At 63.7% G+C, this 26,063-nt stretch carries 20 protein-coding genes; 14 read left to right on the forward strand and 6 right to left on the reverse strand.

Going from position 1 to position 26,063, the window contains the following annotated elements; all coding sequences use genetic code 11:
* The first annotated feature begins 29 nt into the window (after positions 1-29).
* The 4 genes from AC4AMJ_RS19175 (at position 30) to AC4AMJ_RS19190 (ending at position 4,315) form a co-directional block, all read left to right on the forward strand.
* On the forward strand, positions 30-2,447 hold the full coding sequence (locus AC4AMJ_RS19175; protein ID WP_489913963.1) for a CaiB/BaiF CoA transferase family protein: 2,418 nt from the start codon (positions 30-32) through the stop codon (positions 2,445-2,447).
* 26 nt (positions 2,448-2,473) lie between these two features.
* Complete coding sequence (locus AC4AMJ_RS19180; RefSeq protein WP_489913965.1) at positions 2,474-2,773, forward strand: hypothetical protein; 300 nt, start codon at positions 2,474-2,476, stop codon at positions 2,771-2,773.
* A gap of 4 nt (positions 2,774-2,777) precedes the next feature.
* On the forward strand, positions 2,778-3,443 hold the full coding sequence (locus AC4AMJ_RS19185; RefSeq protein ID WP_489913967.1) for a 3,4-dihydroxy-2-butanone-4-phosphate synthase: 666 nt from the start codon (positions 2,778-2,780) through the stop codon (positions 3,441-3,443).
* Between the two features lie 77 nt (positions 3,444-3,520).
* A complete protein-coding gene (locus AC4AMJ_RS19190; RefSeq protein ID WP_489913969.1) occupies positions 3,521-4,315 on the forward strand; it encodes an IclR family transcriptional regulator in 795 nt (264 codons plus the stop codon).
* Positions 4,316-4,440: 125 nt separating this feature from the next.
* On the opposite strand, the gene AC4AMJ_RS19195 is transcribed toward AC4AMJ_RS19190, so the two are convergent.
* The 5 genes from AC4AMJ_RS19195 to AC4AMJ_RS19215 form a co-directional block, all read right to left on the reverse strand.
* Positions 4,441-5,679 (reverse strand): ABC transporter substrate-binding protein, encoded by a 1,239-nt coding sequence (locus tag AC4AMJ_RS19195; protein WP_489913971.1) that lies wholly within the window; start codon positions 5,677-5,679, stop codon positions 4,441-4,443.
* 78 nt (positions 5,680-5,757) lie between these two features.
* Complete coding sequence (locus AC4AMJ_RS19200; protein ID WP_489913973.1) at positions 5,758-7,584, reverse strand: flavin-containing monooxygenase; 1,827 nt, start codon at positions 7,582-7,584, stop codon at positions 5,758-5,760.
* Between the two features lie 49 nt (positions 7,585-7,633).
* On the reverse strand, positions 7,634-8,944 hold the full coding sequence (locus tag AC4AMJ_RS19205) for an NtaA/DmoA family FMN-dependent monooxygenase (RefSeq protein ID WP_489913975.1): 1,311 nt from the start codon (positions 8,942-8,944) through the stop codon (positions 7,634-7,636).
* 1,057 nt (positions 8,945-10,001) lie between these two features.
* Positions 10,002-11,090 carry an ABC transporter substrate-binding protein gene (locus AC4AMJ_RS19210; protein ID WP_489913977.1) on the reverse strand — a complete coding sequence of 363 codons (1,089 nt, stop codon included), beginning with the start codon at positions 11,088-11,090 and terminating at the stop codon, positions 10,002-10,004.
* Positions 11,091-11,868: 778 nt separating this feature from the next.
* A complete protein-coding gene (locus tag AC4AMJ_RS19215) occupies positions 11,869-12,720 on the reverse strand; it encodes an IclR family transcriptional regulator (protein WP_489913979.1) in 852 nt (283 codons plus the stop codon).
* Between the two features lie 431 nt (positions 12,721-13,151).
* On the opposite strand from AC4AMJ_RS19215, the gene AC4AMJ_RS19220 reads away from it, so the two are divergent.
* The 3 genes from AC4AMJ_RS19220 (at position 13,152) to AC4AMJ_RS19230 (ending at position 15,880) form a co-directional block, all read left to right on the forward strand.
* A complete protein-coding gene (locus tag AC4AMJ_RS19220) occupies positions 13,152-13,463 on the forward strand; it encodes a ferredoxin (protein ID WP_489913981.1) in 312 nt (103 codons plus the stop codon).
* A gap of 63 nt (positions 13,464-13,526) precedes the next feature.
* Positions 13,527-14,963 carry an aromatic ring-hydroxylating oxygenase subunit alpha gene (locus AC4AMJ_RS19225; protein WP_489913983.1) on the forward strand — a complete coding sequence of 479 codons (1,437 nt, stop codon included), beginning with the start codon at positions 13,527-13,529 and terminating at the stop codon, positions 14,961-14,963.
* A gap of 65 nt (positions 14,964-15,028) precedes the next feature.
* Positions 15,029-15,880 carry a VOC family protein gene (locus AC4AMJ_RS19230; RefSeq protein WP_489913985.1) on the forward strand — a complete coding sequence of 284 codons (852 nt, stop codon included), beginning with the start codon at positions 15,029-15,031 and terminating at the stop codon, positions 15,878-15,880.
* Positions 15,881-16,034: 154 nt separating this feature from the next.
* Here AC4AMJ_RS19230 and AC4AMJ_RS19235 read toward each other — a convergent pair whose 3' ends face one another.
* Entirely contained in the window at positions 16,035-16,502 is a 468-nt protein-coding gene (locus tag AC4AMJ_RS19235; protein ID WP_489913987.1) for a hotdog family protein, read from the reverse strand.
* Positions 16,503-16,923: 421 nt separating this feature from the next.
* Here AC4AMJ_RS19235 and AC4AMJ_RS19240 point away from each other — a divergent pair, with 421 nt between their 5' ends.
* The 7 genes from AC4AMJ_RS19240 to AC4AMJ_RS19270 all read left to right on the forward strand — a co-directional run bounded on the left by AC4AMJ_RS19240 (position 16,924) and on the right by AC4AMJ_RS19270 (position 26,021).
* Complete coding sequence (locus AC4AMJ_RS19240) at positions 16,924-19,752, forward strand: ABC transporter permease subunit (protein ID WP_489913989.1); 2,829 nt, start codon at positions 16,924-16,926, stop codon at positions 19,750-19,752.
* On the forward strand, positions 19,749-20,516 hold the full coding sequence (locus AC4AMJ_RS19245; RefSeq protein WP_489913991.1) for an ABC transporter ATP-binding protein: 768 nt from the start codon (positions 19,749-19,751) through the stop codon (positions 20,514-20,516). The genes AC4AMJ_RS19240 and AC4AMJ_RS19245 overlap by 4 nt, the downstream gene beginning before the upstream one ends.
* 183 nt (positions 20,517-20,699) lie before the next feature.
* Positions 20,700-21,947 (forward strand): ABC transporter substrate-binding protein, encoded by a 1,248-nt coding sequence (locus tag AC4AMJ_RS19250; protein ID WP_489913993.1) that lies wholly within the window; start codon positions 20,700-20,702, stop codon positions 21,945-21,947.
* Between the two features lie 164 nt (positions 21,948-22,111).
* Positions 22,112-22,669, forward strand: a complete 558-nt coding sequence (locus tag AC4AMJ_RS19255) for a cysteine hydrolase family protein (protein ID WP_489913995.1) — start codon at positions 22,112-22,114, stop codon at positions 22,667-22,669.
* 229 nt (positions 22,670-22,898) lie between these two features.
* Positions 22,899-23,375, forward strand: coding sequence for a nuclear transport factor 2 family protein (locus AC4AMJ_RS19260; RefSeq protein WP_489913997.1), 477 nt, complete (start codon positions 22,899-22,901; stop codon positions 23,373-23,375).
* 179 nt (positions 23,376-23,554) lie between these two features.
* Entirely contained in the window at positions 23,555-24,442 is an 888-nt protein-coding gene (locus AC4AMJ_RS19265) for a mycofactocin-coupled SDR family oxidoreductase (RefSeq protein ID WP_489913999.1), read from the forward strand.
* Positions 24,443-24,503: 61 nt separating this feature from the next.
* Positions 24,504-26,021, forward strand: coding sequence for an AMP-binding protein (locus AC4AMJ_RS19270; RefSeq protein ID WP_489914001.1), 1,518 nt, complete (start codon positions 24,504-24,506; stop codon positions 26,019-26,021).
* The last annotated feature ends 42 nt before the right edge of the window (positions 26,022-26,063 follow it).

Below are 26,063 nucleotides of genomic sequence, written 5' to 3' on the forward strand. Positions count from 1 at the left end.
GACGAACCACACCCGGAAGGCCAGACCAGATGTCCACCAATCGATCTCCACTCAGAGACCACGTCATCGTCGATCTCTCCGCCGGGATCGCCGGCGCCTACGCCACGAAGATTTTCGCCGACGGCGGTGCCGAGGTCGTGAAAGTCGAACCACCAGAGGGCGATCCTCTGCGCCGATGGTCGGTGTCGGGTGCCGCGACCGCCGCGCCGACCGACGGCGCCTTGTTCCACTACCTGGCATGCTCGAAACGCAGTGTCGTCGTCGATCCGGGCAGCCCCGCGGATCTCGACATGTTACGCAGGCTGCTGTCCTCCGCCGATGCCGTGGTGTGGTCGCAGGACTCGGTCTACGCCGGCCTCTCGGAGTTCGTCCCGCAGGCGATTCACGACGCACATCCTCATCTGATTGTCACTGCCATAACACCTTTCGGACTCGACGGACCATGGAGCGGGCGCGCCGCGACGGAGTTCACGTTGCAGGCGTGGTCGGGTGGCATCATCGGTCTGGGCCGGGGCGCGCCGGATCGCGCGCCGGTGTCCATCGGCGGACGTATCGGTGAGTGGTTTGCCGGCGCGTACGCCGCCGCCGGCACTCTGGCCGCACTGCGCCGAACCGGGTCCGGCCACGGCGAGCTCATCGACCTGTCGATGCTCGAGACCCAGATCCAGGGACTCACCTACCACCCTGTCACCTTCCTCGAGATGCGTGATCGCCCGTTCCGGTCCGAGCGTTCGATCTTCGTCCCGGGTGTCTCGCAGGCGTCAGACGGCATGGTGGCACTCGGGTGCGCGACAGCGCAGCAATGGTCCGACCTGTGTGTCCTCGTCGGGCACCCGGAGTGGATCGACGACGACGTACCACTCGCCATCACTCAGCGCGCCGCCGAACTGGCGCCCGAGATCTACGCGTGGATCCGGGCCCGTACCGTCGACGAGGTCTGCGAAGCGGCAACCGCGTTCCGAATTCCCAATTCGCCATTGGGAAATGGTGAGACTTTCATGGACGTGCCACACTACGCTGCACGCGGTTCCTTCATCAAGAATCCCGCGCGTGGGTTCACCCAACCCACACACCCCTACCGGATGAGCGCCTTCTCGCTGACAGCGCCCGAGCCCGCACCGGCGCTCGGTGAACACACCGACGTGCATCGACAACGAGTGACAGCACCACCACACAGGAGCGATCCGGTGCGCGACTCGCAGAACGGGCTGCCGTTCGAGGGTATGCGGGTCCTCGACATGACCGCGTTCTGGGCAGGCCCCTCGTGCACCCACGTGCTGGGCATGCTCGGCGCCGAGGTGATCCACCTGGAGTCGACGTCGCGACCCGATGGGACACGGATGATCGCCGGCGTCCCCGTGAGTGATGACCTCTGGTGGGAGAAGTCGCCGATCTTCTCCGGACTCAACACCAACAAGAAGAGCGTGACACTCAACATCCAGACCGAACGCGGACAGGAACTGCTCCGGGAGCTGGTGAAGACCTGTGATGTGCTGGTCGAGAACTTCACCCCACGAGTCGTGGACCAGATCGACATGGATTACGACGCCGTCCGTGCGCTTCGACCAGACATCATCATGGTGCGCATGCCGGGCTTCGGTCTCGACGGACCCTGGCGCGACAAGGCGGCGTTCGCGTACGTCATCGAAGATGCCTCCGGCCTGACGTGGCTCACCGGACATCCCGATCAGAATCCGGTCGAGCCATATTCCATCGGGGATCCGAACGCCGGCATACATGCGCTCAACGGATTGCTGCTGGCGCTGGCGCATCGCGACCAGACCGGCGAGGGGACATTGGTCGAGGCCAGCATGATCGACGCTGCACTGAACGTGACCGCCGAGCAGGTCATCGAGCACTCCGCCTACGGAAACCTGCTGACCCGCGACGGCAACCGAGGACCGTCGGCAGCCCCGCAGAACCTCTATCAGGCAGCCGGACTCGACGAGTTCGGGCGTGACGACTGCTGGGTTGCGATCGCGGTCGAGACCGACGAACAATGGGCCGCATTGCGAACCGCCATCGGCTCCCCGGAATGGGCCGCCGATACCGGATTGCGCACCGCGCAGGGGCGACGACACCACCATGACCTCATCGACGAGCATCTGTCGCGGTGGTGCCGGGAAAGATCCAGCGATGACATCGTCGACCTGCTGTGGGAGGCCGCTGTGCCGGTGGCCAAGGTGATGCAACCACACCGGCAGGCCGAGTTGCCGCAGCTGCAGGCGCGTGGATTCTTCGCTCAGGTCCATCACCCGGTCAACGGCACGGCCTCGCACAGCACGCTGCCGCTGCAGTTCTCGTCGCGTGCCTCCCAGCTCGCGGTTCGCCCTGCCCCGCTGCTGGGCGAACACAATGCGGAGGTGTTGACCCGCCTGGGCCTTTCCGAATCGGAGATCGAACAACTGGAGCACGACAACATCATCGGACAAAGGCTGTCCTTCTAGTCACACACATTTGAGAGAGGCACTCGATGAAACCCAAGGCCGGAACAGCACTCTTCAGCACAGTCGACACGACATCGGTCGTCGTGATCCGCTGGGAAGCAGATGATCTCGATGTGACCTGCGGCGGTTCTCCAATGGTCCGCACACCACCGCAGTCCGCCGGAGGGTCACCTCGATCGGGCGGTGCAACCGCGTTGGGCAAGCGATACTGCACCGAGAACGGCGCCGTCGAGTTGTTGTGCACCAAGCCGGGTGACGGCGTGCTGGCGGTTGACGGAACACCATTGAGCATCAAAGCCGGCTCCCCACTGCCGGCGTCGGATTGAACCGATGAGCACCGCATCGCTCATAGACGTCGGAGCACGCTTCCGCGAACCGACGTGGCGCTCCGCACGCTCTCCGATCACCGAGACCGCGGTTACGTCTCTGCGGAACGGAGAGATGGTCATGCTGTGTGACGACGTGTCCGGGTCAACCCGGTACGACCTGGTATGCGTTGCTGATCAGCTGACGACGGCGCAGACTTCCTTCCTCGTCCGACACACATCCGGATACCTGCAGGTCGCGCTCAGTGACGAGACGTGCGATCGACTGCAACTCCCTCCGGTGTCACCGACCGGTGACCGTATGTCGGCACAACAATGCGTCGGTGTGGACGCCGCAGTCGGTGTCGGCACCGGGATCTCGGCTGCCGACCGCACGCACACGATCAACGTCCTGGGCAACCGTGAAGCCGCCCCAGGTGATTTCACCCGACCCGGCCACGTGGTCCCGGTGCGCGTCGCATCCGTCCCGCGACCTCACGATCTCGCGGCCCTCGCACTTGCTCTGGCCGAGTCGAGCGGGGCGATGGCCGCAGTCTTCGCAACCGTCGTCGGGATCGAACACGATCTGACCGGCCTCATGAATCACAGCGAGGCGCAAGAGTTCGCGACTCGCCACCAGGTCCCCATCATCGACTACACCGCAGTGGTTCGCGCCCGACAGTCGGCGTGACCGGACCGACCCCTCTCCCCTGCAAAACACAAATCGCCCAGAAATCCTGGGCCGGACCTCACCTTGGACGGTGCATCATGACAACTCTGCTGTCTAACGACTCCGCGATCACCACGCAGAACACCCTGCCGCTGTCCATGGTCGAGCGGATGACTCTGATCATGGAAGCGTTCGATCAACCGCTCGCCCGACTCACACTCGACGAGGTGACCCGGCACACCGGTCTACCGCGCTCGACCGCACACCGGATACTCGATCAGCTCGTCCGGTGTCGGTGGCTCATCCACGCGAAAACGTACTACAGCCTGGGCAGTCTCGCGCTGACGCTGGGGGGCAGAGAGTTGGTGCAGCACGAACTCCGTTGCGCTGCCGCTGATGTACTGCAAGCCCTGGCGCTGCGGACCGGAACCTCGGTCCACCTCTCCACGCTGGCCGGCCCGGAGATCTGTTATCTCGACATGTTTGGCGTGAGGGCCGGCCATCGGGCTCCCTCAGAGTTGGGCGGCCGAGCCCCGGCACACCGCACGGCGGCAGGCAAGGCGATACTCGCGAACCTCTCACCGGAGTACGTGGACAACCAGTACTGCACCATGGTCCCCGGCGACCGTGATGATTGCGGGATGGTCGATCTCGTCGACCTCCATCATGAACTCGCACGCATCCGTGGCCGAAACGGTCTCGCGATCGAGCGCGGCGAGTGCTTTCCCAGCCTTGCCTGCGTAGGCGCCGCTGTCCGAAATGCTGATGGCCCGGTCGGCGCCATCTCGATCGCTACCCGTCGAGACAGTCCCGTCGAACCGCTCGCACCGATCATCTTGCGAGCGGCGCGTGCGATATCGGACAAGCTGATCCGTGGGGGCCGGGGATACTGACAGACCGCTCGCGAGCATGATGACGGACCGGTCAGGGGTCCTGCCGTGCAGGCACTCTGACCGGTCCGTCATCACGGTCGCCTCAGCGCTCCCCCACAATTGGCCGGACGCCGGCCCCCCGCGGCCTACTCGACCACATGGGGATCGGCCAGGCCGTTGGTGTCCAGGGTCAGCACGATCGCGCCCTTGCCGCACACCGCTTTCAGCATCGGTTGCGCGCTCGCGTCACACGTGAAGGTGAGGCCATGGCCGGCAGGAAGCGGAACATTCTCAGCACTCTTGATGGCGTCGATCATCGTCGAGGGCGATATGTCCGCCCCGTTGATCGACTCCGTGGCCCGCACCAGGCCGAGCATGCTCTGATAGCCGGTCACGGCATACCCGTAGGGATCCGTGTTCGGTGCGTACTTCTTCATGATGGCGAGGTAGAGCTGCGTCTCCGGATCGTCGGATACCGTGTCCGCAGTGCTGAACACCCGCGTTCCGTTCATCGACTCACCGACCGCCTTCTGCACGATCGGATTCGCACAGGACTGCGGGGTCATCGTGACGACATCGGCGCCGAGTGTTCCGAGCGATTTGAAGATGGAGGTGCACAAAGTGGTGTCGCCGATGACGATTGCTCCATCTGTACCGCCTTCGAGGCCTGCACTCACCTGCGGGCTGACCTCTGGTGTCCCCGGTGGTATCCGCACGATCTTGAAGCCGATGCCCTTGGCAGCGAACGCCGGTTGGGCCACCCGCTGCAGGCCGGCGAGCCCGGCCGGGACGTCGATCGTGTAGGCCGTCACGTTCTTCAGATCCTGGTCGGCCGCGTACTGCGCCATGTATGAATACGCGAGTGACGCCCCAGACCACATGAACGCGTTGTCCGCGGTGTTCTCCGGTCCGCTCCCCACGGCCGAGGTGTAAGGGATACCCGATCCGGTGATGATCGGCGCCATCACGGTACTCATCGCGGTCGCGGTGACGACCACAGCCGAAACCTTTTGTTCGACCATCTCATTCGCACAGGTGCGGGCCGCCGCGGGATCCTCGTGGTTCTTGCAGATGACGAGGTCGATAGGCCGTCCGCCGATGCCTGCCAAATTCTCATTGGCATACTTCATCGCGGCCTCCGCGGCTTCACGGGTCTCGGGCTGCGAGATCGCCGGTCCGCCCTCAGGATTGATCAAACCGATCTTGACCGGAGTGCCACTTGCCGCCTTGCCGGGAAACGACCCCGACGGGGCCTGCACTGTTGACGCGTCGTTGCCGTTGTCTGTTGCGTCATCGCTCGAACAGCCCGCCACAGTGGCGGCAGCTGCGACCGCAAGGGTCGCGGCGATGACAGATGCGGCCCGCAGGCCGCGTGGGGATTTCATCTGAAACAGGTTCCTTTCATGGAAGCGTCGGCGACGACGCCATCTGGACCGGGCCACGCTCGGGCCCGGAGTCTGCGTTCAGGCGATGGTGACGCCTTCCAATGTTCTTGCCGCACGCCACTTCTCAAGAAGGTCGAAGAAGGCCACCGGGCCACCTCCGTAACCGGCCGACAGCAGGCTGTCCGGATTCTCGGTGTCTCCCTCCGAGTCCAGATAGCTGGGTGTGCAGTCCGCGAAGAACTGCTTGCCCATCACCGTGCTCTCGGCCATCGTCTGGACCCAGTCGTATTCGGCCTCCTGGTCGGCCTCGACCACCTCGCCGCCGCGCCTCGCCCACTCCGCGAGGATGTACGCGACGTGCCGGGCCCTCTCCTCCGCCGTGTGCACATAGTTGGGTGCGATACCGGTCTGCGTATATCCGAGGAAGAAACAATTCGGGAATCCGTGGGACTGAAGGCCGTGGAACGTGCGCGGCCCCTTGGCCCACTTGTCGCTGAGACGCAGGCCGCCTCGTCCGGTGATGTCGAAGCCGGCCCGTCGCGTGTAACTCGTCGCGACCTCGAAACCGGTGGCGAAGATCAGCGCGTCGACCTTGTACTCGACATCGTCTACCACGACGCCGTCACGGGTCAGCCGCGTGAGCCCCCGGCCATCGGTGTCCACCAGCTCGACATTGTCGCGGTTGAACGTCTGCAGATAGGCATCATGGAAGCTGAGTCGTTTGCATTGCCGCTTGTACCAGGGCAACAACCGGTCGGCCGTCACCGGGTCCGCGACGATGGACTCGATGCGGCGACGCACCCGCTCCATCGACTTGAAGTCCTCCTCGAAGAGGAACTCGGCGATCTCCTCCATCGACATCGCGGTGCCGCGTCGTTCCATCTCCTTCATCACCGCAGGTCCGGTGAGCTCGAGAGCAACCTGGGTCCAACCATCCCCGACGATGTCCTCCTCAGCACCCATACCGCCGGTCACCTGGGTGAAGTTCTCCATTCGCTCGCGTTGCCATCCCGGCTGTAGACCGGCGGCCCAGTCGTAGTCGGTCGGACGGTCGCCCCTGACGTCGACCGCCGCAGGGGTCCGCTGGAAGACGTACAGCCTGCCCGCAGACGCGCCGAGGTGTGGAATACATTGCAGCGCCGTGGCTCCGGTGCCGACGATCCCGACCCGTTTGTCGCGGAGACCCTCCAGGCCGCCCGTCTCATCGCCACCGGTGTAGGAGTAGTCCCATCGGCTGGTGTGAAAGGTATGGCCCTCGAAGGAGTTGATACCCGGAATGCCAGGCAACTTGGGTCGGCTCAGCGGTCCGGGTGACACCAACACGATGGTCGCGGTGATCCGGTCGTCACGATCCGTCGTCACCGCCCACTTCCGGACGTCGTCATCCCAGACCATCTCCGTGACAGCTGTCTGCAACAGGGACTTCCGATAGAGGTCGTACCGTTGCGCGATCCGCACGCAGTGCGCGCGGATCTCCGGGCCGAAGGCATAACGCCGCTCGGGAATGTAGTCGAGCTCTTCGAGCATGGGCATGTAGATGTACGACTCGATGTCGCACTGAGCACCCGGGTAGCGGTTCCAGTACCAGGTGCCACCAACGTCACCGGCTTTGTCGACAATGCGGATGTCCTCGAAACCTGCCTCACGCAAACGGACTGCAGCGATAAGGCTTCCCAGGCCGGCGCCGATGACGAGGACCTCAACCTCATCGGTGACCGGCGGCCGTTCGACCATCGACGTGTACGGGTCATCCGCGTAATGCGAGAACTCGGCAGTCACCTCGATGAACTGTCCGATCGCGTCCGTGCGCAGCCGCTTGGCGCGCTCATAAGCGTACTTCGCCCGCACCCAATCCGGGTCGTACTCCTGCGGCTGCGGACCGGGGTCCTGCTCAGGGATGGTCATCTGCTCATTTCCTCCTGCCGAGCGGCTGTAACTGTGACCGGACAGGCAGTCATCCGGCGAAACGTTCACGGAGAGGGCGCGTGTCGGGCGATCCGCGATAGATCCCGCGATCAATCAGGCGCGGGACCACCTCGTCGACGAACTCACGGATCGCGATGACGCCCGTCGGGAACATCAAGTTGAATCCGCCGACATTGCCGTCGTCGTGCCAAGTGACCAGGTCGTCGACAAAGTCGTCGTAGGAACCGACGAACTTACGGTGCTGGGCACCGCCGCGGGCGAGCGAGTGAGCCGTCACATCACGCACAGTGGCTCCAGGATGTTCGGTGATCCAGGTATGGAGCCCGACGTAGTTCCCGAAGGTGCTCTTGATCGTGTCCTGGACATCTTCTGGCCTCGGCAGCTGATCCAGCGGGAACGGGTCGTCGATGCTGTCGAACGTGTACTCCAGACCGAATTGAACCAGCGCGAACGGGGCATACAGTTCGTAGTCGACGTGCTCGTCGAGTTCGTGTTGTCTCTCCTCGGCCTCGGCGAGCGTCCGGCCGAGATAGGGAATCAGGCCGGGTATCGCCGGGACGCTCCCCTTTGCCCGGCCTGCCTCGACCAATGCCTGGTCGAGCTGTGCCCGGTAGGTGCTCGCCTGCTCGCGGGTGTTCGCATTCGTGAACACCATCTCGGCATGCTTGGCCGCGACCTTGATACCCGGACCGGAACCTCCGGCCTGGGCGATCAGCGGTCGGCCCTGCGGGCTGGGAGCCACATTGAGCGGCCCGAGGACCTGATAGTTCTTGCCCTGGTGGTTGATCGGATCGGCATAGAACCGCCTGATGCCATCGGGGTCGAACCGGAGCTCACGGTTCTCCCACAGGCCGGTCACCACGTCGAGGAACTCGTCGGCGATCTGGTAGCGCGTCTTGCGATCCGGATGACTCTCCTTGCTGTAGTTCAGCGCCCACTCCTCACTGACGCTGGTGACAGCATTGAAGCCGGCGCGGCCGTTGGAGATCTGATCGAGCGAACCGAGTAGCCGGGCGAGGTTGTACGGGTCATAGAACGATGTCGAAGCCGTCGCGATGAGACCGAGGTAACGGGTCTGGCAGGCGAGCGCTGCGAACGCTGTGATGGGTTCGGGCGGTCCGTGGTCGGGCGCGGGTGACCCGGCAGTGCCTGCGATGTCACCGAGGAACATCGCTGTGCAGAGACCTTCCTCGGCGAGCCTGCCCATCTCCAGGATCGGGAGGTAGGCGTTGCGCCGGTTTGGTCCGCCGCCGTGATCGCGTTCGTACGCAGGTGCACCCTGGTGGTGATTGATCTCGTTGCCGACCAGGTTCAGGTGCAAATAGCGATTCGTGGACATCTGTTCTCCGTCTTCGACTTTCGTCCCGGTGGAACGTGAGGGTGCAGCTTGGCGGGTCATTGCCGGCAAGTCTCACGTCAGATTAGGAGGCGACAGCAGACCGGTCACCCTCTATCCCGCTGGTTGAGACCCCAAATCCCGCGGTTGGCAACGTATGTCGGAGGATTCGGCATGACTGAGCCCCGCGGGCATGGCGCAACAGCAACGCCTGCACATCGACAACCACACGTCCGGGCCTTCAGTCGAGAGTCCCGATGACCGGGACCAACCTCCCTGATCTTCCGGTGGAGCTGCGACTCTGCACTTATCGGACGTATCGGTCGCGTCGCGGCGCAGGACGGAGGGCAGGCCGTCGCGAGTGAGCAGGCGGCGGAATTGCCGTCATCACAAGCGAATCTGCGCACTCGGAATGGTCCGTACGGCAGTTGCGAGGCCGCAATCGGCAGCCGGTCCCGGTGACACACCGGGACGGCCCGACCGATCCGGAAATCTGATTGGACTGCAAGCGGCTCGACCCGTCGCGTCGGGCATGGCCGGCGAGACGAGGGCCGATCGGCTGCTCGCGGGGGTACATCCGACGCCGTGTCCACCGTCGTGCAGGGAATGGAGGGTGCTCGTGACCACTCGACCGCTTGCCTGCGCAGCCTGGGTGTCGCTGTGCGACAGATTATTTCGATCACTCTTGCTACGCGACGCGCCGCAGTCGAGGCGCACACACGGACAGTCGTCCCACGGTGCCTGGTGGTCTGTCCCGCTCAGTTGTTCAGAGGTGCAACCTGTTCAGAGCTTCGACCACCGCCGCCGCGAGCGAGCCGCTTTTCACCGTTGATGTTGGGGTGTGTGTCGTTGGGGGCGGCGTACTCGGCGGCGAGACGGGAAGGCGCGGTTGCCGAGCGGATCGTCGCGTCGAAATCGACGCATTCGTGTTCCGAAGTGCGGATCCGAGAAACGCCCGAGGCGGTGACAGTGATCGGTTCGTACCGTCACCAGCACCGCCCGGGCGCTTCTGTCAGGCGGTTCTACCCCGCGATCGGTGCGCGAGGCTCAGTGGTCTCTTCTACTCAGATCCCTTCTGCGGGAGCACACTCACGGTAACCGGCTCCGCCAACTGACCGCTCTTCATCGTGAGCATGATCATCTCGTTGCTGCAGACCGACGGTTGCCCCTCGAGCGCAGAGCCGTCGCAGGTGAACGTGATTCCATCGCCCGCCGGCAGAACGACGTCCTTTGCGGAACGGATGGCGTCGGTGATCGTGGCCGCCGTGACATCACCGGTGAGGCCGGAAACCGCACGATAAAGACCCAGCGCGCCCTGGTAGCCGGTCACCGCGTACCCGGACGTCGCCGTGTCCGGCGCGTACTTGGCCATGATCGCGCGATACAGCGCACTCTCCGGCGCGTCCGACGAGGTGTCGGCGCTGCTGACCACCTTCATTCCCTCGACCGCACTTTCACCGGCCCCTGAGACGACCTCGGGAGCGGCACACGACTGCGGAGACATGATCTCCGCCTTCGAGCCCAGAGTGACCAGCGACTTGATCACCGCAGTACAGACTGTCGACTCACCGAACACTATTGCACCGTCGGGATTCGAGGACAGGCCGGCGCTCACCTGCGGCGTCGCATCGGGGGTGCCCATGGGGATCGGAACGAGCTTGAAGTCGATTCCGGCCGCCTCGAACGCGGGTTCGCCGATCAACTTGAGAGCGTTGATCGACGCCGGGACGTCGATCGCATACGCGACGACCGATTTCATGCCCTTGTCCTTGGCGTAGTTGGCGAGCGCCTGCGAGGTGTTCTGACCCGCGGCCCAGACGAATGCCCCGTTGGTCGTGCCTTCGGTTGCCCCACCAGTCACCGCTGTGACATACGGAATCTTCGCCCCGGTGATGATCGGCGCCATGAGGTTGCCGAAGCCGGAGGAGGTCACGATCACAGCGGCGACCTTCTTCTCCACCATCTGGTTCGCACAGTCGCGAGCGGAGACCGGCTCCTCGGCCTCGTTGCATTCGACCAGTTCGATGGGGCGACCGGCGATTCCCTTGAAGTTCTCGTTCACATACTTCGTCGCGGCTTCCGCAGCTTCGCGGTTCTCGGGCTGCGAGATGGCCGCACCGCCCTCGTTGTTGATCAGCCCGATCTTCACAGCTTCTCCGGACGCCGCCTGACCCGGAAATGCATCCGACGGTAGGGCGGCGCTACTACCAGCGTCCGATGCACTGTCGTCGCTCGATCCACAGCCGGTCACAATCCCCAAGACCAGACATGACGCGCCGACAGCCGCCATCGCCGCGCGGCCGGGTTTGAATATTGCCATTTTGCCTTCTCCTCATGTGATCGCCCTCGGGAACCACGCAGGTCCCGGCAGGACGACGTGAACAACGAGATCATCGTCGGTCAGCTGCCGAAGCCACCTGATCCGCCGTTCCAAGCCTGAACGGTTATGTAGATGACCTAGATAACTATGTTGCGTGCGTCACCCTACTACAGCCCAGTAACGGGTGTCACCTTTTGATTTGCGTGAAGGGCCAGCATCCGTTCGTCGCCCCTTGCCGCAAGAGGGTCCGCACGATCTACAGACTTCAGACTCACGTAGTAATACTTCTCACAAGGCGCACTGCAGGCGATCACGATGCGACTGATGGTATGTGCACTCACGGCCGCGGTGGCACACGTGAATGATCCAATCGCAACGACCGAGGGATCGAACGCCGGAGACGAGTCACCTGTTCCGAGACGCACCACGGGGTCGGCCATGCGGGGAACCGCCCACCTAACAGACAGTGGCGCAGGGGATATATAGCAGAGGCCATGAGTGCCGATCAGGTGCAAGTAGGTAGGTGGCCTGTCAGCCCACCCTCGCCGAGGGATGAGCCGACACGCACCGAGCACCACCGGACGTTCGGCGGCACAACAGGTCTCGACTATCGACGGCGAACCGGGGCGTGCCTGTTACTCGCGTTCCAGATCGCGGTCGCCGCGTGGTCGACCGCTTCGGCGACCGCGCCCATGCGCAGCCGGCCGAGCTGACCGCTGACCGATACGGCTCCGATCACTTCACCGGCACCACGGATGGGAGCCGCAGCGCAGGCCCACCCCTCGAACGACTCACCGCGATCGAATGCCACCCCGAGTCGCCGGATGGTATTGAGCTCGGCCCGCATCGCAGCAGCACCCGAGTCGGACCGCGAAGCCTCGTGCCGACCATCGACGGCGAACTTGGCCACTTCATCGTCAAATGCCGCGATGGCCTTGCCCAGGGCACTGCAGTGAACCGGGAAACGACCACCACGGCGCACCGGGGTGCGTACCGGACCCGCCATCACCCGTTCGAGGTCGACGATCTCTCCGTTGTCGAAAACACCGAGGTGGACCGGCATGCCGGTACGCGCCGACAGCGCCTGGAGATGAGGCAGTGCCAGCTCACGCAATCGGCTGGCCTCGGCGGCCAAACCACCGAGTTCGAACATCCGGAGCCCTACCCGGTAGCCTCCCCGTTCGCGCTCAACCCAACCGATCTGGCACAGCTGGTCCGCGAGCCGGTGCAGTGTCGACTTGGGCAGGCCGGTCCGCTCACTCAGATCACCGAGGCCCAGAACCTGCTGACTGCAGTTGAACGCGTCCATGATTGCCGCAACCCGACCGAGGACGGTCCGGTCCGGACTCCGACGATCCGAACTCTCGCACTCTTCTGTCGAGGCAAGAGCCTTACGAACGGATACCGAAGGCTCCAGGGATGGTGCGATCGGAACGGGCTGCATCAAGCTGGATGACATGCTGCCACCTTTCATTCAGGACACTCTGTGTCTCCACATGCCCAACTTTCAGGCGGATCTGCTGGGCCGAGGAAGTGATCCAGAGCTATTCAGTGCCCTCTTTTGAGCTGTTAGCAGCATCACACCCCGCCTCACGGTTGTCAAGGCACACTCCGATCCGATGGTTCCCGCGCCGCTTCCGCGCAGGTCGCGGCACACGACGCCGGCCCACTGCCCGGCCGTCCCGCCTGGCGGAAAGCCCGATTGACTTCCGAAACAGGCTCCACGAAAGTTTGTGCCAGAGCCGAGAGAGCATCGACGGTGAGGCTCGATCTCCTCTTGAGCTGTGCGATCACCAATTGACCAGGCCGCGGGTGCGATGTGGATCCTGCTCGTTCAGGCCATTTCCCCGTCGACGGTAGTAACCGGATCTGTCGACCTACACAAATCGATTGGGCCTGAACAATAGAAAAGGAAATCCCATGAATGAAGATGTTCGAGTCTGGATCGAGCACGATCTCTGCACGGGTGACGGACTGTGTGTTCAGTTGGCGCCGGACGTTTTCGAGTTTGACGAAGCCGGCGTCGCGCACGTCAAATCCAGTGCCGCAGGACCTCTCCTGACCGAGGAAGGCGCCTCCGCCGATGTGCCGGACAGCCTCCGCCTCGACGTGATCGACGCCGCCGACGGGTGTCCCGGAAATTGCATTCACGTCGCCCGACGATCCGATGGAGTGGAAATCGCCGGACCCGACGCCGACTGATTGACAACATCAGATTCTCGCGCCCCGAGCGCACGATTCCACTAACACCAAGGAGTGATTTCAGTGACCATCGTCGATGAGCCCACGACGAGCCGTCCGCCCATCTGGTTCGAGGGGGACGTGCCACCGGAAGAAGTCCCCGAGAAGTACCGACTCGGCCGGGCATACATTCCGAAGGCCCGCTACCTCGATCCCGATTTCCTGAATCTCGAGCTCGGGAAGATGTTCCCACGCACCTGGCAGATCGCATGCCGAGTCGAGGAATTGACCGATGTGGGCAGCTTCGTGGAGTACGCGGTCGGGGACTTCTCGGTCCTCGTCGTGCGCGAGTCGAAGACTTCCATCCGTGCGTACCACAACTCATGCCGCCACCGCGGCACCCGGTTGGCCCGTGGCCGCGGACGCGTCGGATCGTTGATCTGCCCGTTCCATGGGTGGCGGTGGAACCTGGACGGCTCCATCAGGTTGGTGCTCGACCGCGAGGAGTTCGTGCCGCGGTCGGATGACGATCTCGGCCTGTCCCAGGTCCGCGTCGACCAGTGGGCCGGGTTCGTGTTCATCAACCCGGACCCCGACGCGATTCCCCTCCTGGAATACCTGGACCCGATTCCGCGGATCTTCGAGCCGTTCCAGCTCGAGAACTTCCGGCTCCGGTGGGGAAAGAGCGTCATCCTCGATGCCAACTGGAAGACCGGGTTGGACGCATTTCTCGAGGCATACCACGTGGCCGGCACGCATCCCCAGCTGTTCCGGCTCGATCGGACCAACGACAAGTTGGCATCACTTCGCGAGCTGGACATCCGCCCGTGGGCACCGACGACGGTCTACGAACGGCACTCCCACTACTCGGCGCTCGGCCCCAAGTCGACCGCTTCGAAGAGCGACGGCAAGGATCCGTCGAAGCGCAGCGGCGACCGCGTCTCGGACGAGCGCCTGAACGTCGCCAACGCGGTCCAGTACCTGCATGAGGACATGCGCGGCCTGGAGAACGAACGCAGTTGGCGAGCGGCGGAAGCGCTCAAGACGGCCGAGGTTCCCGAAGGCATGACCGCCGGCAAGTACTTCCTGGAGCTGTACCGCGAGCTGTCGATCGCAGAGGGCTACGACTGGCCCCAGATCACGGCGGATCAGTGGACCGAGGCGGGCAGCTCGTGGGCGGTGTTCCCGAACAGCATCATCCTGCCCGGCCAGGGCTCCGCATTCTGGTACCGGTCGCGCCCGTACGAGAAGGATCCGAACAAGTCCGTGTTCGAGGTCTTCAGCCTCGATCAGATCCCGATTGCCGACTACGACAAGAAGCGATACTTCGAGCCGTCGCACTTCGACGACTACCGGGACGCAGACATGGGCCAGGTCTTCTCACAGGACTTCATGAACATGACGGACGTGACAACCGGAATGCACTCGCCGAGCTTCGACGGACATCGGCTCAGCGAAGAGCAGGAGATGACCATCTGGAACCACCACCGGGTATCCGACCGCTACATCTGGCGGGACTGACATCTCCCGGGCGAGGCCCGGACCAACCATCCACAACCACAGAAGCATTCTGATTGGAGCTTGCCATGGGAGTATGTTCCCTCGGCTACATCCGGCTGAATTCCCCCAACGTCGACGACTGGCGAAGGTTCGGCAAGGATTTCGCCGGCCTCATGAACGTCGACGGCCCGGACACGGAATCCGTCTACTTCCGCATGGATGACCACCCGCCCCGGCTGGTCGTGAGCCCGGCCGACGAGGCATCCTGCACCGCAATCGGTTTCGAGGTATTGGACCGACGTGAGCTCGCTGACCTCGTCGACAAGATACGCGCCGAGGGAATCGACACGGTCGCGGGTTCGAAGGATGAGTGCGCCGAACGACGGGTCACCGGATTTGCCCGCTTCACGGACCCCGGAGGAAATCAGGTCGAGTTGTACTACGGACCGATCCTCGACCACGTGCCGGTGCACACGCCGCTCGTCTCCGAGTTCGTCACCGGTGACATGGGTTTGGGACATGTCATCGTCACTGCCGAGGACGTCGAGAAGACATTCGACTTCTACAACCGGATACTCGGGTTCGTCGAACGCAACACCGCCGGCCCGACGTACTTCATGGGCTGTAACGCCCGGCACCACAGCTTCGGTTTGGCCCCGCGGCCCGGACCGGGCGGACTGGTCCACATCATGGTCGAGGCCAAAACGCTCGACGACGTCGGCCTCGCTCTCGACCGAGCGTACGAGATGGAGCTGCCGATGATGCATACCTTGGGCAAGCACACGAACGACCAGATGGTCTCGTTCTACGTCTACTCGCCGGACACCTATGCGTTCGAGTTCGGTTTCGACGGCCTGCAGGTGCCCAAGCCCGTGCCGACCTACAACATCACCGAAGGCGCCCTCTGGGGGCATCGGTTCACACCGCCCCCGCGTTAGGACTGGCAGCCACCTGGGCTGAGAAAGCGATTCGCGGCCCGTCGATCGCCGGCCAGCGTGAACACCACTCGGTGTTCACGCTGGCCGGTGTCGTTGGTGTCGATCTCAACAGCAGCAACCGAGTTCGAATACTTAGTAAGACTGGTCCCTGACCTCACCAGTAGATGCGACTCAATAGGTCACCCTGAACTGCCGTGCGATACCGCCCGCTGTCGATCTCATCATTGCTACAGACCTCGAGAACGGTCGACGCGACCAGAGCGACCGCCGCCGGTCCGGTTCGATGGACCGCGGTGATGGTCGACCGTGCACGCACTCGATCCCCCACATGGACCGCCGCCGGATACACGACTCGATCGGCACCATAGTTGATCCCGGATCGCATCCCGCGGATGCGGCGCATCTGCATGACGAACCCGGGCACGAGCGACATCAAGAAATCGGCACTCACCACGTCAGATTCGACTTCGCCGGGTCGGGGAAACCCTTGCGCGGGCGCGACTGCCGCGGCAAAGTGAGCGACCGCCTCCGCACCGATCCGCCGCCATGGCGTCGGCCCCAGAACCGTGCCGACCGACGACACGAGATCGTCGAGGTCGGAGAACACACGTACCCCTTGCACCAGAGCTTCCTCCTTATGTCTCGCCGAATTCGCGACCGTGCACCGGAAAAACCCTGTAACGAAAGCGGGGCAAGTAGTGACTTTTCCACCCGAACTATGCCATAGTGGCGCACGACACATAGTTATCTAGGTGATATTAGCTGACAGCCATCACCGACGAGACCAGAGAAAGTGACACCCTTCCCATGAAACCGTTGCGCCAGTGCGAGTCCTCCACGACACTCGCCCCTTCGGTCGTCCGCGTGGCAGACGCCTCCCTCGCGGTGTGGAGCTCGTCGAGCACACCCGGCAGGGACACGAGCACTGCCCGGCAACGGGCAGATTCACGCTCACGTGGACCGGATCGGCAAACTCATCAAACCCGCAGTCGCAGGACAGATGATCCTCGCTCTGCGCACGCCCGGAAGCCAGCGGTGACCCAATGACCCAAGACATCCAGTTCCTGTTCCTCGGCCTCGGGAATGGCGCGGTGTATGCCGCTCTCGCGCTGGCCCTGGTGATGACCTACCGCTCATCGGGCGTGGTCAACTTCGCCACCGGCGCTATCGCGCTCTATGTCGCCTACACCTACGCGTATCTCCGTGACGGAGAGCTGCTGATCCCGATTCCAGGCCTGCCCAAGACACTTCACCTGGCGGACTCTCTCGCGGTCGCGCCGGCCATGGCCATCGCTCTCGTGATCGCCGCCGCGATGGGCGTGTTCCTGTACTTCGCGATCTTCCGATTGCTTCGTACGGCTCCTGCCACGGCAAAGGCAGTCGCGTCGATCGCCCTGATGCTGGTCGTCCAGGCACTTCTCGCCGCTCGTGTGGGAACCACCCCGGTTTCCGTCGACGCGATCCTGCCCTCGGATGTGCTGACCTTCGGCAGCATCAGGGTGCCGTCGGACCGACTCTGGTTTGCCGTCATCATCGTCGTGCTGACCGTTCTGCTGATCCTGGCGTTCCGCCTGACCCGGTTCGGCCTCGCCACTCGCGCGGCCGCCGAGTCGGAGACCGGCGCCCTGGTCACCGGACTCTCACCAGAGCGCATCGCGTACTCCAACTGGGCATTGAGCACCGCCATAGCGGGCTTGTCCGGCATCCTCATCGCGCCGATCGTGCCCCTGATCCCCATCTCGTACACGTTGTTCATCGTGCCGGCGCTGGCTGCAGCGCTGGTCGGCAACTTCAGCTCGGTGGGGGTGGCGGTGGCCGCCGGTCTGGGTATCGGCGTCCTGCAGTCCGAGATGACCCACATCCAGTCGACTGTCAGCTGGATGCCGAAGTCGGGTATGGCCGAACTCATCCCGCTCGTCCTCCTGCTGGTGTTCCTTCTGGTGCGTGGCCGGCCCCTGCCGACTCGCGGCGCGCTCATCCAGAACACGCTCGGCACCGCCCCGAGACCGAGGAACCTGCTCCCGGTGACCGCGGTATGGACTGTCATCGGCGTAGCCGGACTGATGTTCACCGCGGGTAGTTATCGCGGCGCGATCATCGCGACATTCATCCTGGCGATCATCGCCCTGTCACAAGTGGTGGTCACCGGATTCGCAGGTCAGATCTCATTGGCACAGCTCACCCTCGGCGGCGTGGGAGCCTTCATGGTCAGCCGCATCGCGCAGGATTGGGGAATCCCGTTCCCGATCGCGCCGATCCTGGCCGCGCTCGTGGCAACGATCGTCGGCGTGGTCGTCGGTCTGCCCGCGCTGCGCATCCGAGGCCTTCCGGTCGCCGTCGTGACCTTGGGCCTCGCCGTCTTCCTCGAGGCTTTCTGGTTCCGCAACAACTCGTTCAACGGCGGCGTCGATGGCGCTCATGTGGATCCGCCGTCCCTCTTCGGGCTGGACCTGGGCATCGGCGCCGGTGACGATTACCCACGCATTCCGTTCGGGCTGATGTGCCTACTCGTCCTGGTCGTTGTCGCCATCGGCGTTGCCAAGCTGCGGACGAGCCGACTCGGCGCCTCGATGCTCGCGGTCCGGGCCAACGAACGATCGGCGGCCGCTGCCGGCATCAACGTATCGCGCACCAAGCTCGTCGCATTCGCCATCGGGGCGTTCATAGCAGGCATCGGCGGATCGTTGATGGCCTACCAACAAACGATGGCAGTGCCTGATTCGTTCACGGCAATGGGCGGTATCGCGATGTTCGCGATCTGCTATCTGGCCGGTGTGACCTGCGTCTCCGGCGGCGTGCTCGCCGGCGTCATGGGTGCAGGCGGACTGATGTTCGTGGTTCTCGACCGAGTGGCCAACATCGGCGACTACTACGCGGTCATCACCGGCGTGTTGCTGGTTGTCACAGTGATCGCCAATCCCGAGGGCATCATCTCCGACGTCTACAAACGCCGCGATCAGGTGCTCGCACGCTTCCGGAGCACGGATGCCGACCAGCCCGATCTGGGACTCGACGTCACGCCGACCGCGGAATCGGCACAGCGCAGTCGACCAGACAGCATCGGCGATGTGATCCTGAGCGCTGAGGGGATCGGAGTGTCCTACGGCGGGATCACTGCGCTCGACGATGTGACCTTCGACGTTCGCGAAGGCGAGATCATCGGCCTGATCGGACCCAACGGCGCCGGCAAGACCACCTTCATCGACGCGATCAGCGGGTTTGCCAACGCAAGCGGCACAGTGTCCCTCGACGGTAAGACCCTCGACGGCCAGCGCGCATTCCGACGCAGCCGGGCCGGACTGGGGCGGACGTTCCAAGGCATCGAACTCTACGACGACCTGTCGGTAGGCGAGAATGTCGAGGTCGGCACAACGGCGGCCCACCATCATGATTCGGGATTGCCGCCGCTGGATGACGACCAGATGAATCGGTTGTTCGAGGTGCTCCATCTGGCGAACGTGATCGATCGACCGGTCCGAGAACTGTCACAGGGACAGCGACAGCTTGTGTCGGTTGCCCGGGCGCTGGCCGGCCGGCCGCGAGTCGTGCTGCTCGACGAGCCCGCCGCAGGACTCGACAGCGGCGAAAGTCAATGGCTTGGTGAGCGTTTGAGAGCCATCCGGGATTCGGGCACCACCATCGTCATGGTCGACCACGACATGGACCTGGTTCTCAACGTCTGCGATCGAATCGTCGTGCTCGACCTGGGCCGACGGATAGCGGTCGGCACACCCGAAGAGATCCGTGTCGACCCGGTGGTCACCCGCGCGTATCTCGGTGCCACACACAGCGGACAGGACAGTGCCGCCGATGAGGTCGGCGAGCCCGAAGTGAACCAGCAGGAAGTAAACGCACAGGAGGTCAACGCATGAGCACGATGTTGAGCTGCCAGAAGGTCCATGCCGGATATGCGAAGGACCGCCCGTGTGTGCGTGACTTCGACATCGATCTCGCCGCCGGCGAGGTGGTGACCCTGCTGGGCCCGAACGGGGCGGGAAAGACCACAACCCTACTGACGCTGTCAGGCCTCTTGCCCAGTCTCGGCGGTGCCGTCACCGTCGACGGAACAGAGATCAAGTCGGGGAACGCCCGAGCGGCGGCACGCGCCGGACTCGTGCTCGTGCCGGACAACCGTGCGCTGTTCACCAGCCTGACCGTCGAGGAGAATCTCCGACTCGCGGTCAAGACGCGCCGCACGTGGCCAGCGGAGCGCGACGCCGTGCTGGACTACTTTCCTCGTCTCGGCGAGCGACTCAAGGTGGCAGCAGGAGCCCTGTCGGGCGGAGAACAACAGATGCTCGCGATCGGCCGAGCCCTGGCCCAGCACCCCAAGGTCCTGCTCATCGATGAACTCAGCATGGGTCTGGCCCCGGTGATCGTCGAACGGCTGTTACCCGTCATCCGGCGCGTCGCCGACGATACCGGCAGCGCCGTGGTCTTGGTCGAGCAGCATGTACAGCTCGCACTGGAGATTGCCGACACAGCTGTGGTTCTGCGGCACGGGAACATCGTGCTCGAGGGCAATGCGAGGGACCTCGCGACCACCCCGGGGATCATCGAGGAGGCCTATCTGGGGTCCGCCGAAGATCATGGCCATGACGGCGGTGCCGCGGAGGTTGCCGACGCCATGGCGTGAGGACCATCCGCACTGTAGCGGTAGAACTTGAGAATCTTCTGCGGCCCATCGTCCCGGCGACCAGGCTGCAGATCACAGATCGATGACGTGGCGAACAAGCGTATTTCGCGAACGATGCTTCTGAGACAGACGACACGACGCTCCACATCAGCCAAGCCTCTTCGGGGGCGAAAGGATTGTGCCATGAAGATTTTTCGCGGGATCACCTCACCGTGGGTGATAGCGATTGCCGCTTCTGCGGCGGTGATGACCGCCGCCACCGCGTGCGGATCGGATTCCTCTGACAACGCCGGTTCATCCACCAGCGCCGCCGTCCCATCGGACGCCTTCCCGGGCGAGGCCGCGAGCGGCACGCCCGTGCGTGTCGGACTCATCAACAACGAAGGTGGACAGGCGATCTCGCAGCCGGAGAATCGAGAGGCGGCAGAGGCCGCGGCGAAGTACGCCAACGAGAATCTCGGTGGGATCGCGGGTCGCCCGCTGGAGCTGGTGGTGTGCAAGGAGCAAGAAGACCCGGTGTCGGCGCGCAACTGCGCGAATCAGATGGTCGAGCAGAAGGTGGCGGCGGTGGTCGTCACCAGCACCGGTCTCGGCAGCATCATGGCTCCTATCATCACCTCTGCCGGGATCCCCTATGCGACAGCACTCGCGGGCAGTCAGGCCGAGACCAGTAGCGACAATGCATTTGTCTGGACCGCCGGGAGCAGCACCTCTCAGGTGATGGCCAACTATGCGAAAAAGGAGGGCATGAAGTCGGTCGTCGCATACTCGATCGACAGCCCCGCGGCGACCGGATCGTTGGAGATGATCGGCGGACCTGCTTTCAAGGCCGCCGGGATCGACTTCAAGGTCATTCCCATCCCCTTCGGCTCACCCGATGCGACCCCGCAGGTCAGTTCGGGCCTGGACGCCAACCCCGATGGCGTCATCGTGTACGGCGAATCAACGGTCTGCACCTCGGTGTTGAAGTCGCTCAACACGCTCGGTTCGCAAGCGACGATCATGACACCGCAAGCATGCGCCGCCCAAGATGTGGTGCAGGGCGTGGGCGCCGCAAACCTTGAGGGACTCAAGGTTTTCAGCAATGCTGACACCACCTCAGACAATCCGGAGAGCGTGCTGTTCCGGGCCGTCATGCAAAAGTACGCACCGAACACGTCGACCGTGGGTTACGCGGTCACCGGCTATCAGGGCGTCTTGGGCCTCGTACGCGCGACCACCGGTCTCACCGGCGAGGTTTCTCCGGCGTCGGTGGGCAACGCGATCAAGCAGGCACAACGCGTGGTGCTGCCGGCCGGCGACGGGATCACCTTCACCTGCGATGGCAATCAGGTACCGGGCATGAAGTCGGTGTGCGGTAACGAGTTGATCGTGCTGACGATGAAGGACGGCACGTTGACCGATCCGAGCACGGCCCCCCTGTCCGCTTGATTGGTGGCGTCGACGCGTTCGACGACCTCCGCAACGAGGAGCCCTTCGTCGTCTCGCTGACGGCGAAGGGTTTCTCTTTGCAGCGCAGTCTGTTCCGAACGGAATCGTAGGGTTCTCGGATACCATCGGAGCCGAATAGTCGCCTTCGCACCAGGAGTGAAACCTTGACCGCCACTGCGCTCGACCCGAACACTGCACTCGTATTGGTGGACCTGCAGAACGGGACCCTCGGCCGGGGACTGGTGCATCAACCGGACGACATCGTCGCCCGTTCCGTCGCTCTGGCGAATGCTTTCGGCGACAACGACATGCCGATAGTCATAGTGAGAGCGGTCGGCACCCCGCCCGGCAGGACCGAGTACTCGGCTTCGATGCCCGCCCGGTTCCCTGCTGAGTTCGCCGAGCTCCATCCCGAGATAGCGGCCATCGGCGCCACGGTGCGAGTTGACAAGACCAGCTGGGGCGCGTTCGTCGGCACGGATCTGCACGACGAATTGTCGGCACGCGGCATCACCCAGGTCGTCTTGGCCGGCGTGGCCACCGCTTTCGGAGTGGAATCCAGCGCGCGTGAGGCCTACGACCTCGGCTACCACGTGACCATCGTGACCGATGCCATCAGCGACTCGCAGGCCGCGTCACACGATCATGTGGTGACATCGGTGTTCCCGGCGCTGGCCGAGCTCGCCACGACCGCCGAAGTTCTTGCTTTACTGGGAAAATAGCGCCACGTTGTCACCCGGGAGATCTCGTCAGTTTTGAGCTGGGAACCGGATTTCACCACGGCGTGCAGTCCCGCGCAGATTCCGTCCCACTCAACGGTATCGAGTGACAGGGGTGCACGCGGCGATTCCGTACGCTCAGAATCGAGTGACACTTCGGAATAGCTCACGGCAACACCTCCGCGAAAGCCTGCGGACCCGAGCGGAGCACCAGATCGAATGGAGGCGACGGATGTCAACAATTACACACGAGCTTCAGTTGACCGCGACTCGCCTGAGTGTCGACTACGCGTACGCGATCGACACCTGCGACTGGGATCTCTTCGCCGGGCTGTTCACCGATGACGTCGTCGTCGAGTACACCGGCATGCCCGCGATTGGCGGTATCACGCAATGGCTGGATTACTTCATCCCATTTCATGACGACTGCGCGTGGACAGTGCACCAGATGACCAACCACCGATCGGGGCAGGGCCCAGGTGGCGCATGGGCCACTTGCTACGGAGATGTCATGTGGCTGCACCGCCGAGACGAGAATCGGCTCAATCACGCAGTGAACGTCTACCGCGACGACCTGAGACGCGACGGCGATACGTGGCGAATCGCCCGACGCCGAATGGACATCGTCCGGTCGGACTCGGTGGACATCACAGCGGCAGGGATCGATCTACCGGCGTCGTTGCGCGGCATCGCAAACTACAGCCGATAGGCATATGCCGCTTACGCGACGCGGGATGACGCTTCCGGTATCCCGATCCATGCCACCTCCGCGGTAACGCCCGCGTCACAGCGCCCGGCGAAAGCTCGAGCACACCCCGAGGCCGCAACTGCCCTCGGACCCGATGTCGGGCGAACCCGTGTCGCCCAACCAAGAAGGAGACAGACGTCATGACCGAACCCACCGCCGCTTCGATCCCAGGACCGGCCGTCATCGCAACGGTCCCGGAGGCGCCGATTCCCGACGCTCCCAACGCACGCCGATTCGTCGACAAGGTCGTGCTGATCACCGGCGCGGCGCGGGGGCAGGGCCGGGCCGAGGCGGTCCGGTTTGCCGCCGAAGGCGCAGACATCATCGCGATCGACATCTGCGCAGACCTGCCGACCACTGAGTATCCCGGTGCCACGCCCGCCGATCTCGACGAGACCGTCGAGTTGGTGAAACGTCACGGCCGTCGAATCGTCACCTCCATCACCGACATCACAGATTTCGCAGCTCTGAAGGCGGCGGTGGACAACGGCGTCGAGCAACTGGGTCGTCTCGACGTCGTGATCGCAAACGCAGGAATGACTACTGCGTCGCTGTCGTGGGAGATCGACCTCGATCACTGGCATGCCACCATCGACAACAACCTTCACGGTGCGTTCTACACCGCGAAGGCAACGGTTCCGATCATGATCGAGCAGGGCGTCGGCGGCGCGATCGTATTCACCAGCTCGGTAGCCGGGCTCAAGGGCCTGCCATTGCTCGCCGATTACGCGGCCGCGAAACACGGTGTCACCGGATTGGCCAAGACACTCGCCAACGAGCTCGCCGCATATCGCATCCGGGTCAACACGGTGCACCCCCACGGGGTCGCCACCGACCTCACGGTCCCGGAACTGCACGGCAAGCTCGCCGCCCGACAGGATCTCGGTCTGCTGTACATGGGCAGCCTGCCGGACGAGACGAGCGAGTCCGAGGACATCGCCGCCGCCGTTGCGTGGCTGGCCTCCAACGAGGCGCGCCACGTCACCGGGATCCAGCTTCCCGTGGACCTCGGCAGGACCAATCGGTGATCTATGCGCCGAAGGCGCGCGGAATGCACGCTCGATGCAGCTCTGAGGAAGGCCGGCACGCGTGAACCTGACAGCACTCGCTTCCACACTCGGCGACAAACCCGCAGTGATCATGGCCGACAGTGGTGCGACGTTGTCCTACGGTGAACTCGAGAGCCGATCCAATCAGATCGCACACCTTTTCCGCCGGCACGGGTTACGCCCGGGCGACCATGTCGCCGTTCTCGTGGAGAACTGCCTGGACTATTTCCCCATCGTGTGGGCGGCACAACGCGCCGGCCTGTTCTACACCCCGGTCAACTGGCACCTCGGCGACGACGAAGCTGCATACATCGTGGACAACAGCAACGCGCAGATGTTGCTGCATTCAGCATCTCTCGACGGCGCTGCAATAGCCGATTCAGTTGCCGGAGTGAAGAATCGATACATTGTCGGCGACACCGCCGGTGCCGCCGGCACCGGAGAGCGCCTCGCCGACGCAGTCCAAGACTTGCCCTCGACGCCCATCGATGACGAGACCGAGGGCTACTACATGTTCTACTCGTCCGGAACGACGGGCAGACCCAAGGGCATACTCCCGACGAGAGATCGACGCGCATTCGGCACCGGCTTACCCATCGATCACCGCATGCACACACATTTCGGATTTGGTTCGGAGACCGTGTTTCTCAGTACCGGCCCGTTGTATCACGCGGCGCCCCTCGCATGGGCGATGGGCACGATCCGAAACGGCGGTACAGCGGTCGTGACGCGAAGGTTCGATGCGGAGTCGACGCTGCGCACCATCGAGACGCGCCGGGTCACCCACGCCATGTTCGTGCCGACGATGTTTGTGCGGATGCTCAAACTCGATCCGGACACACGTCTCGGCGTCGACGTGAGCAGTCTGGAGTTGGTCATCCACTCCGCCGCCCCGTGCCCCGATAACGTCAAGCGCGCGATGATCGACTGGTTCGGCCCCAAGATCACCGAGTTCTACGGCGCCAGCGAGGGAACCGGCTTCTTCATGATCGACAGTCAGGAGTGGATGGCCCACCCCGGCTCCGTCGGACGCCCGTTGCTCGGTGCAGTGCACATCTGCGACGATCAGGGGCGCGAACTACCCATCGGGGACACCGGCACCGTGTGGTTCGACGGAGTCGGCCGGTTCGAGTACCACCGTGATCCCCAGCGCACCGCGGACGCGTTCGACCATCGCGGCTGGACGACGCTGGGCGACCTCGGTCATGTCGACGCTCAGGGTTATCTGCATCTGTCGTCTCGCCGGACGGACCTGATCATTTCCGGTGGCGTCAACATCTATCCGACCGAAGTCGAAGGCGTGCTGATCGAACACGAGGCCATCCTGGACGTCGCGGTCATCGGCCGACCGGACCCCGACATGGGACAGGTTGTCCATGCAATCGTGACCCCGGTCAGCGGTAGAGCTGTAGATGACGGACTCGCAGCGGACATACTCGCCTTCTGCCGCTCCCGCCTCGCACGTTTCAAGTGCCCGCGCACACTGAGTTTCGGTGAGGTACCCCGGTTGCCGAGTGGCAAGATCTTGCGTCGGCAACTCATGGCCACCGGGGACTGACGTCACCTGCTGCGCCGGGTCAGAAGACCACGTCGACGTCGT

Source organism: Gordonia sp. LMA484, assembly GCF_058129505.1.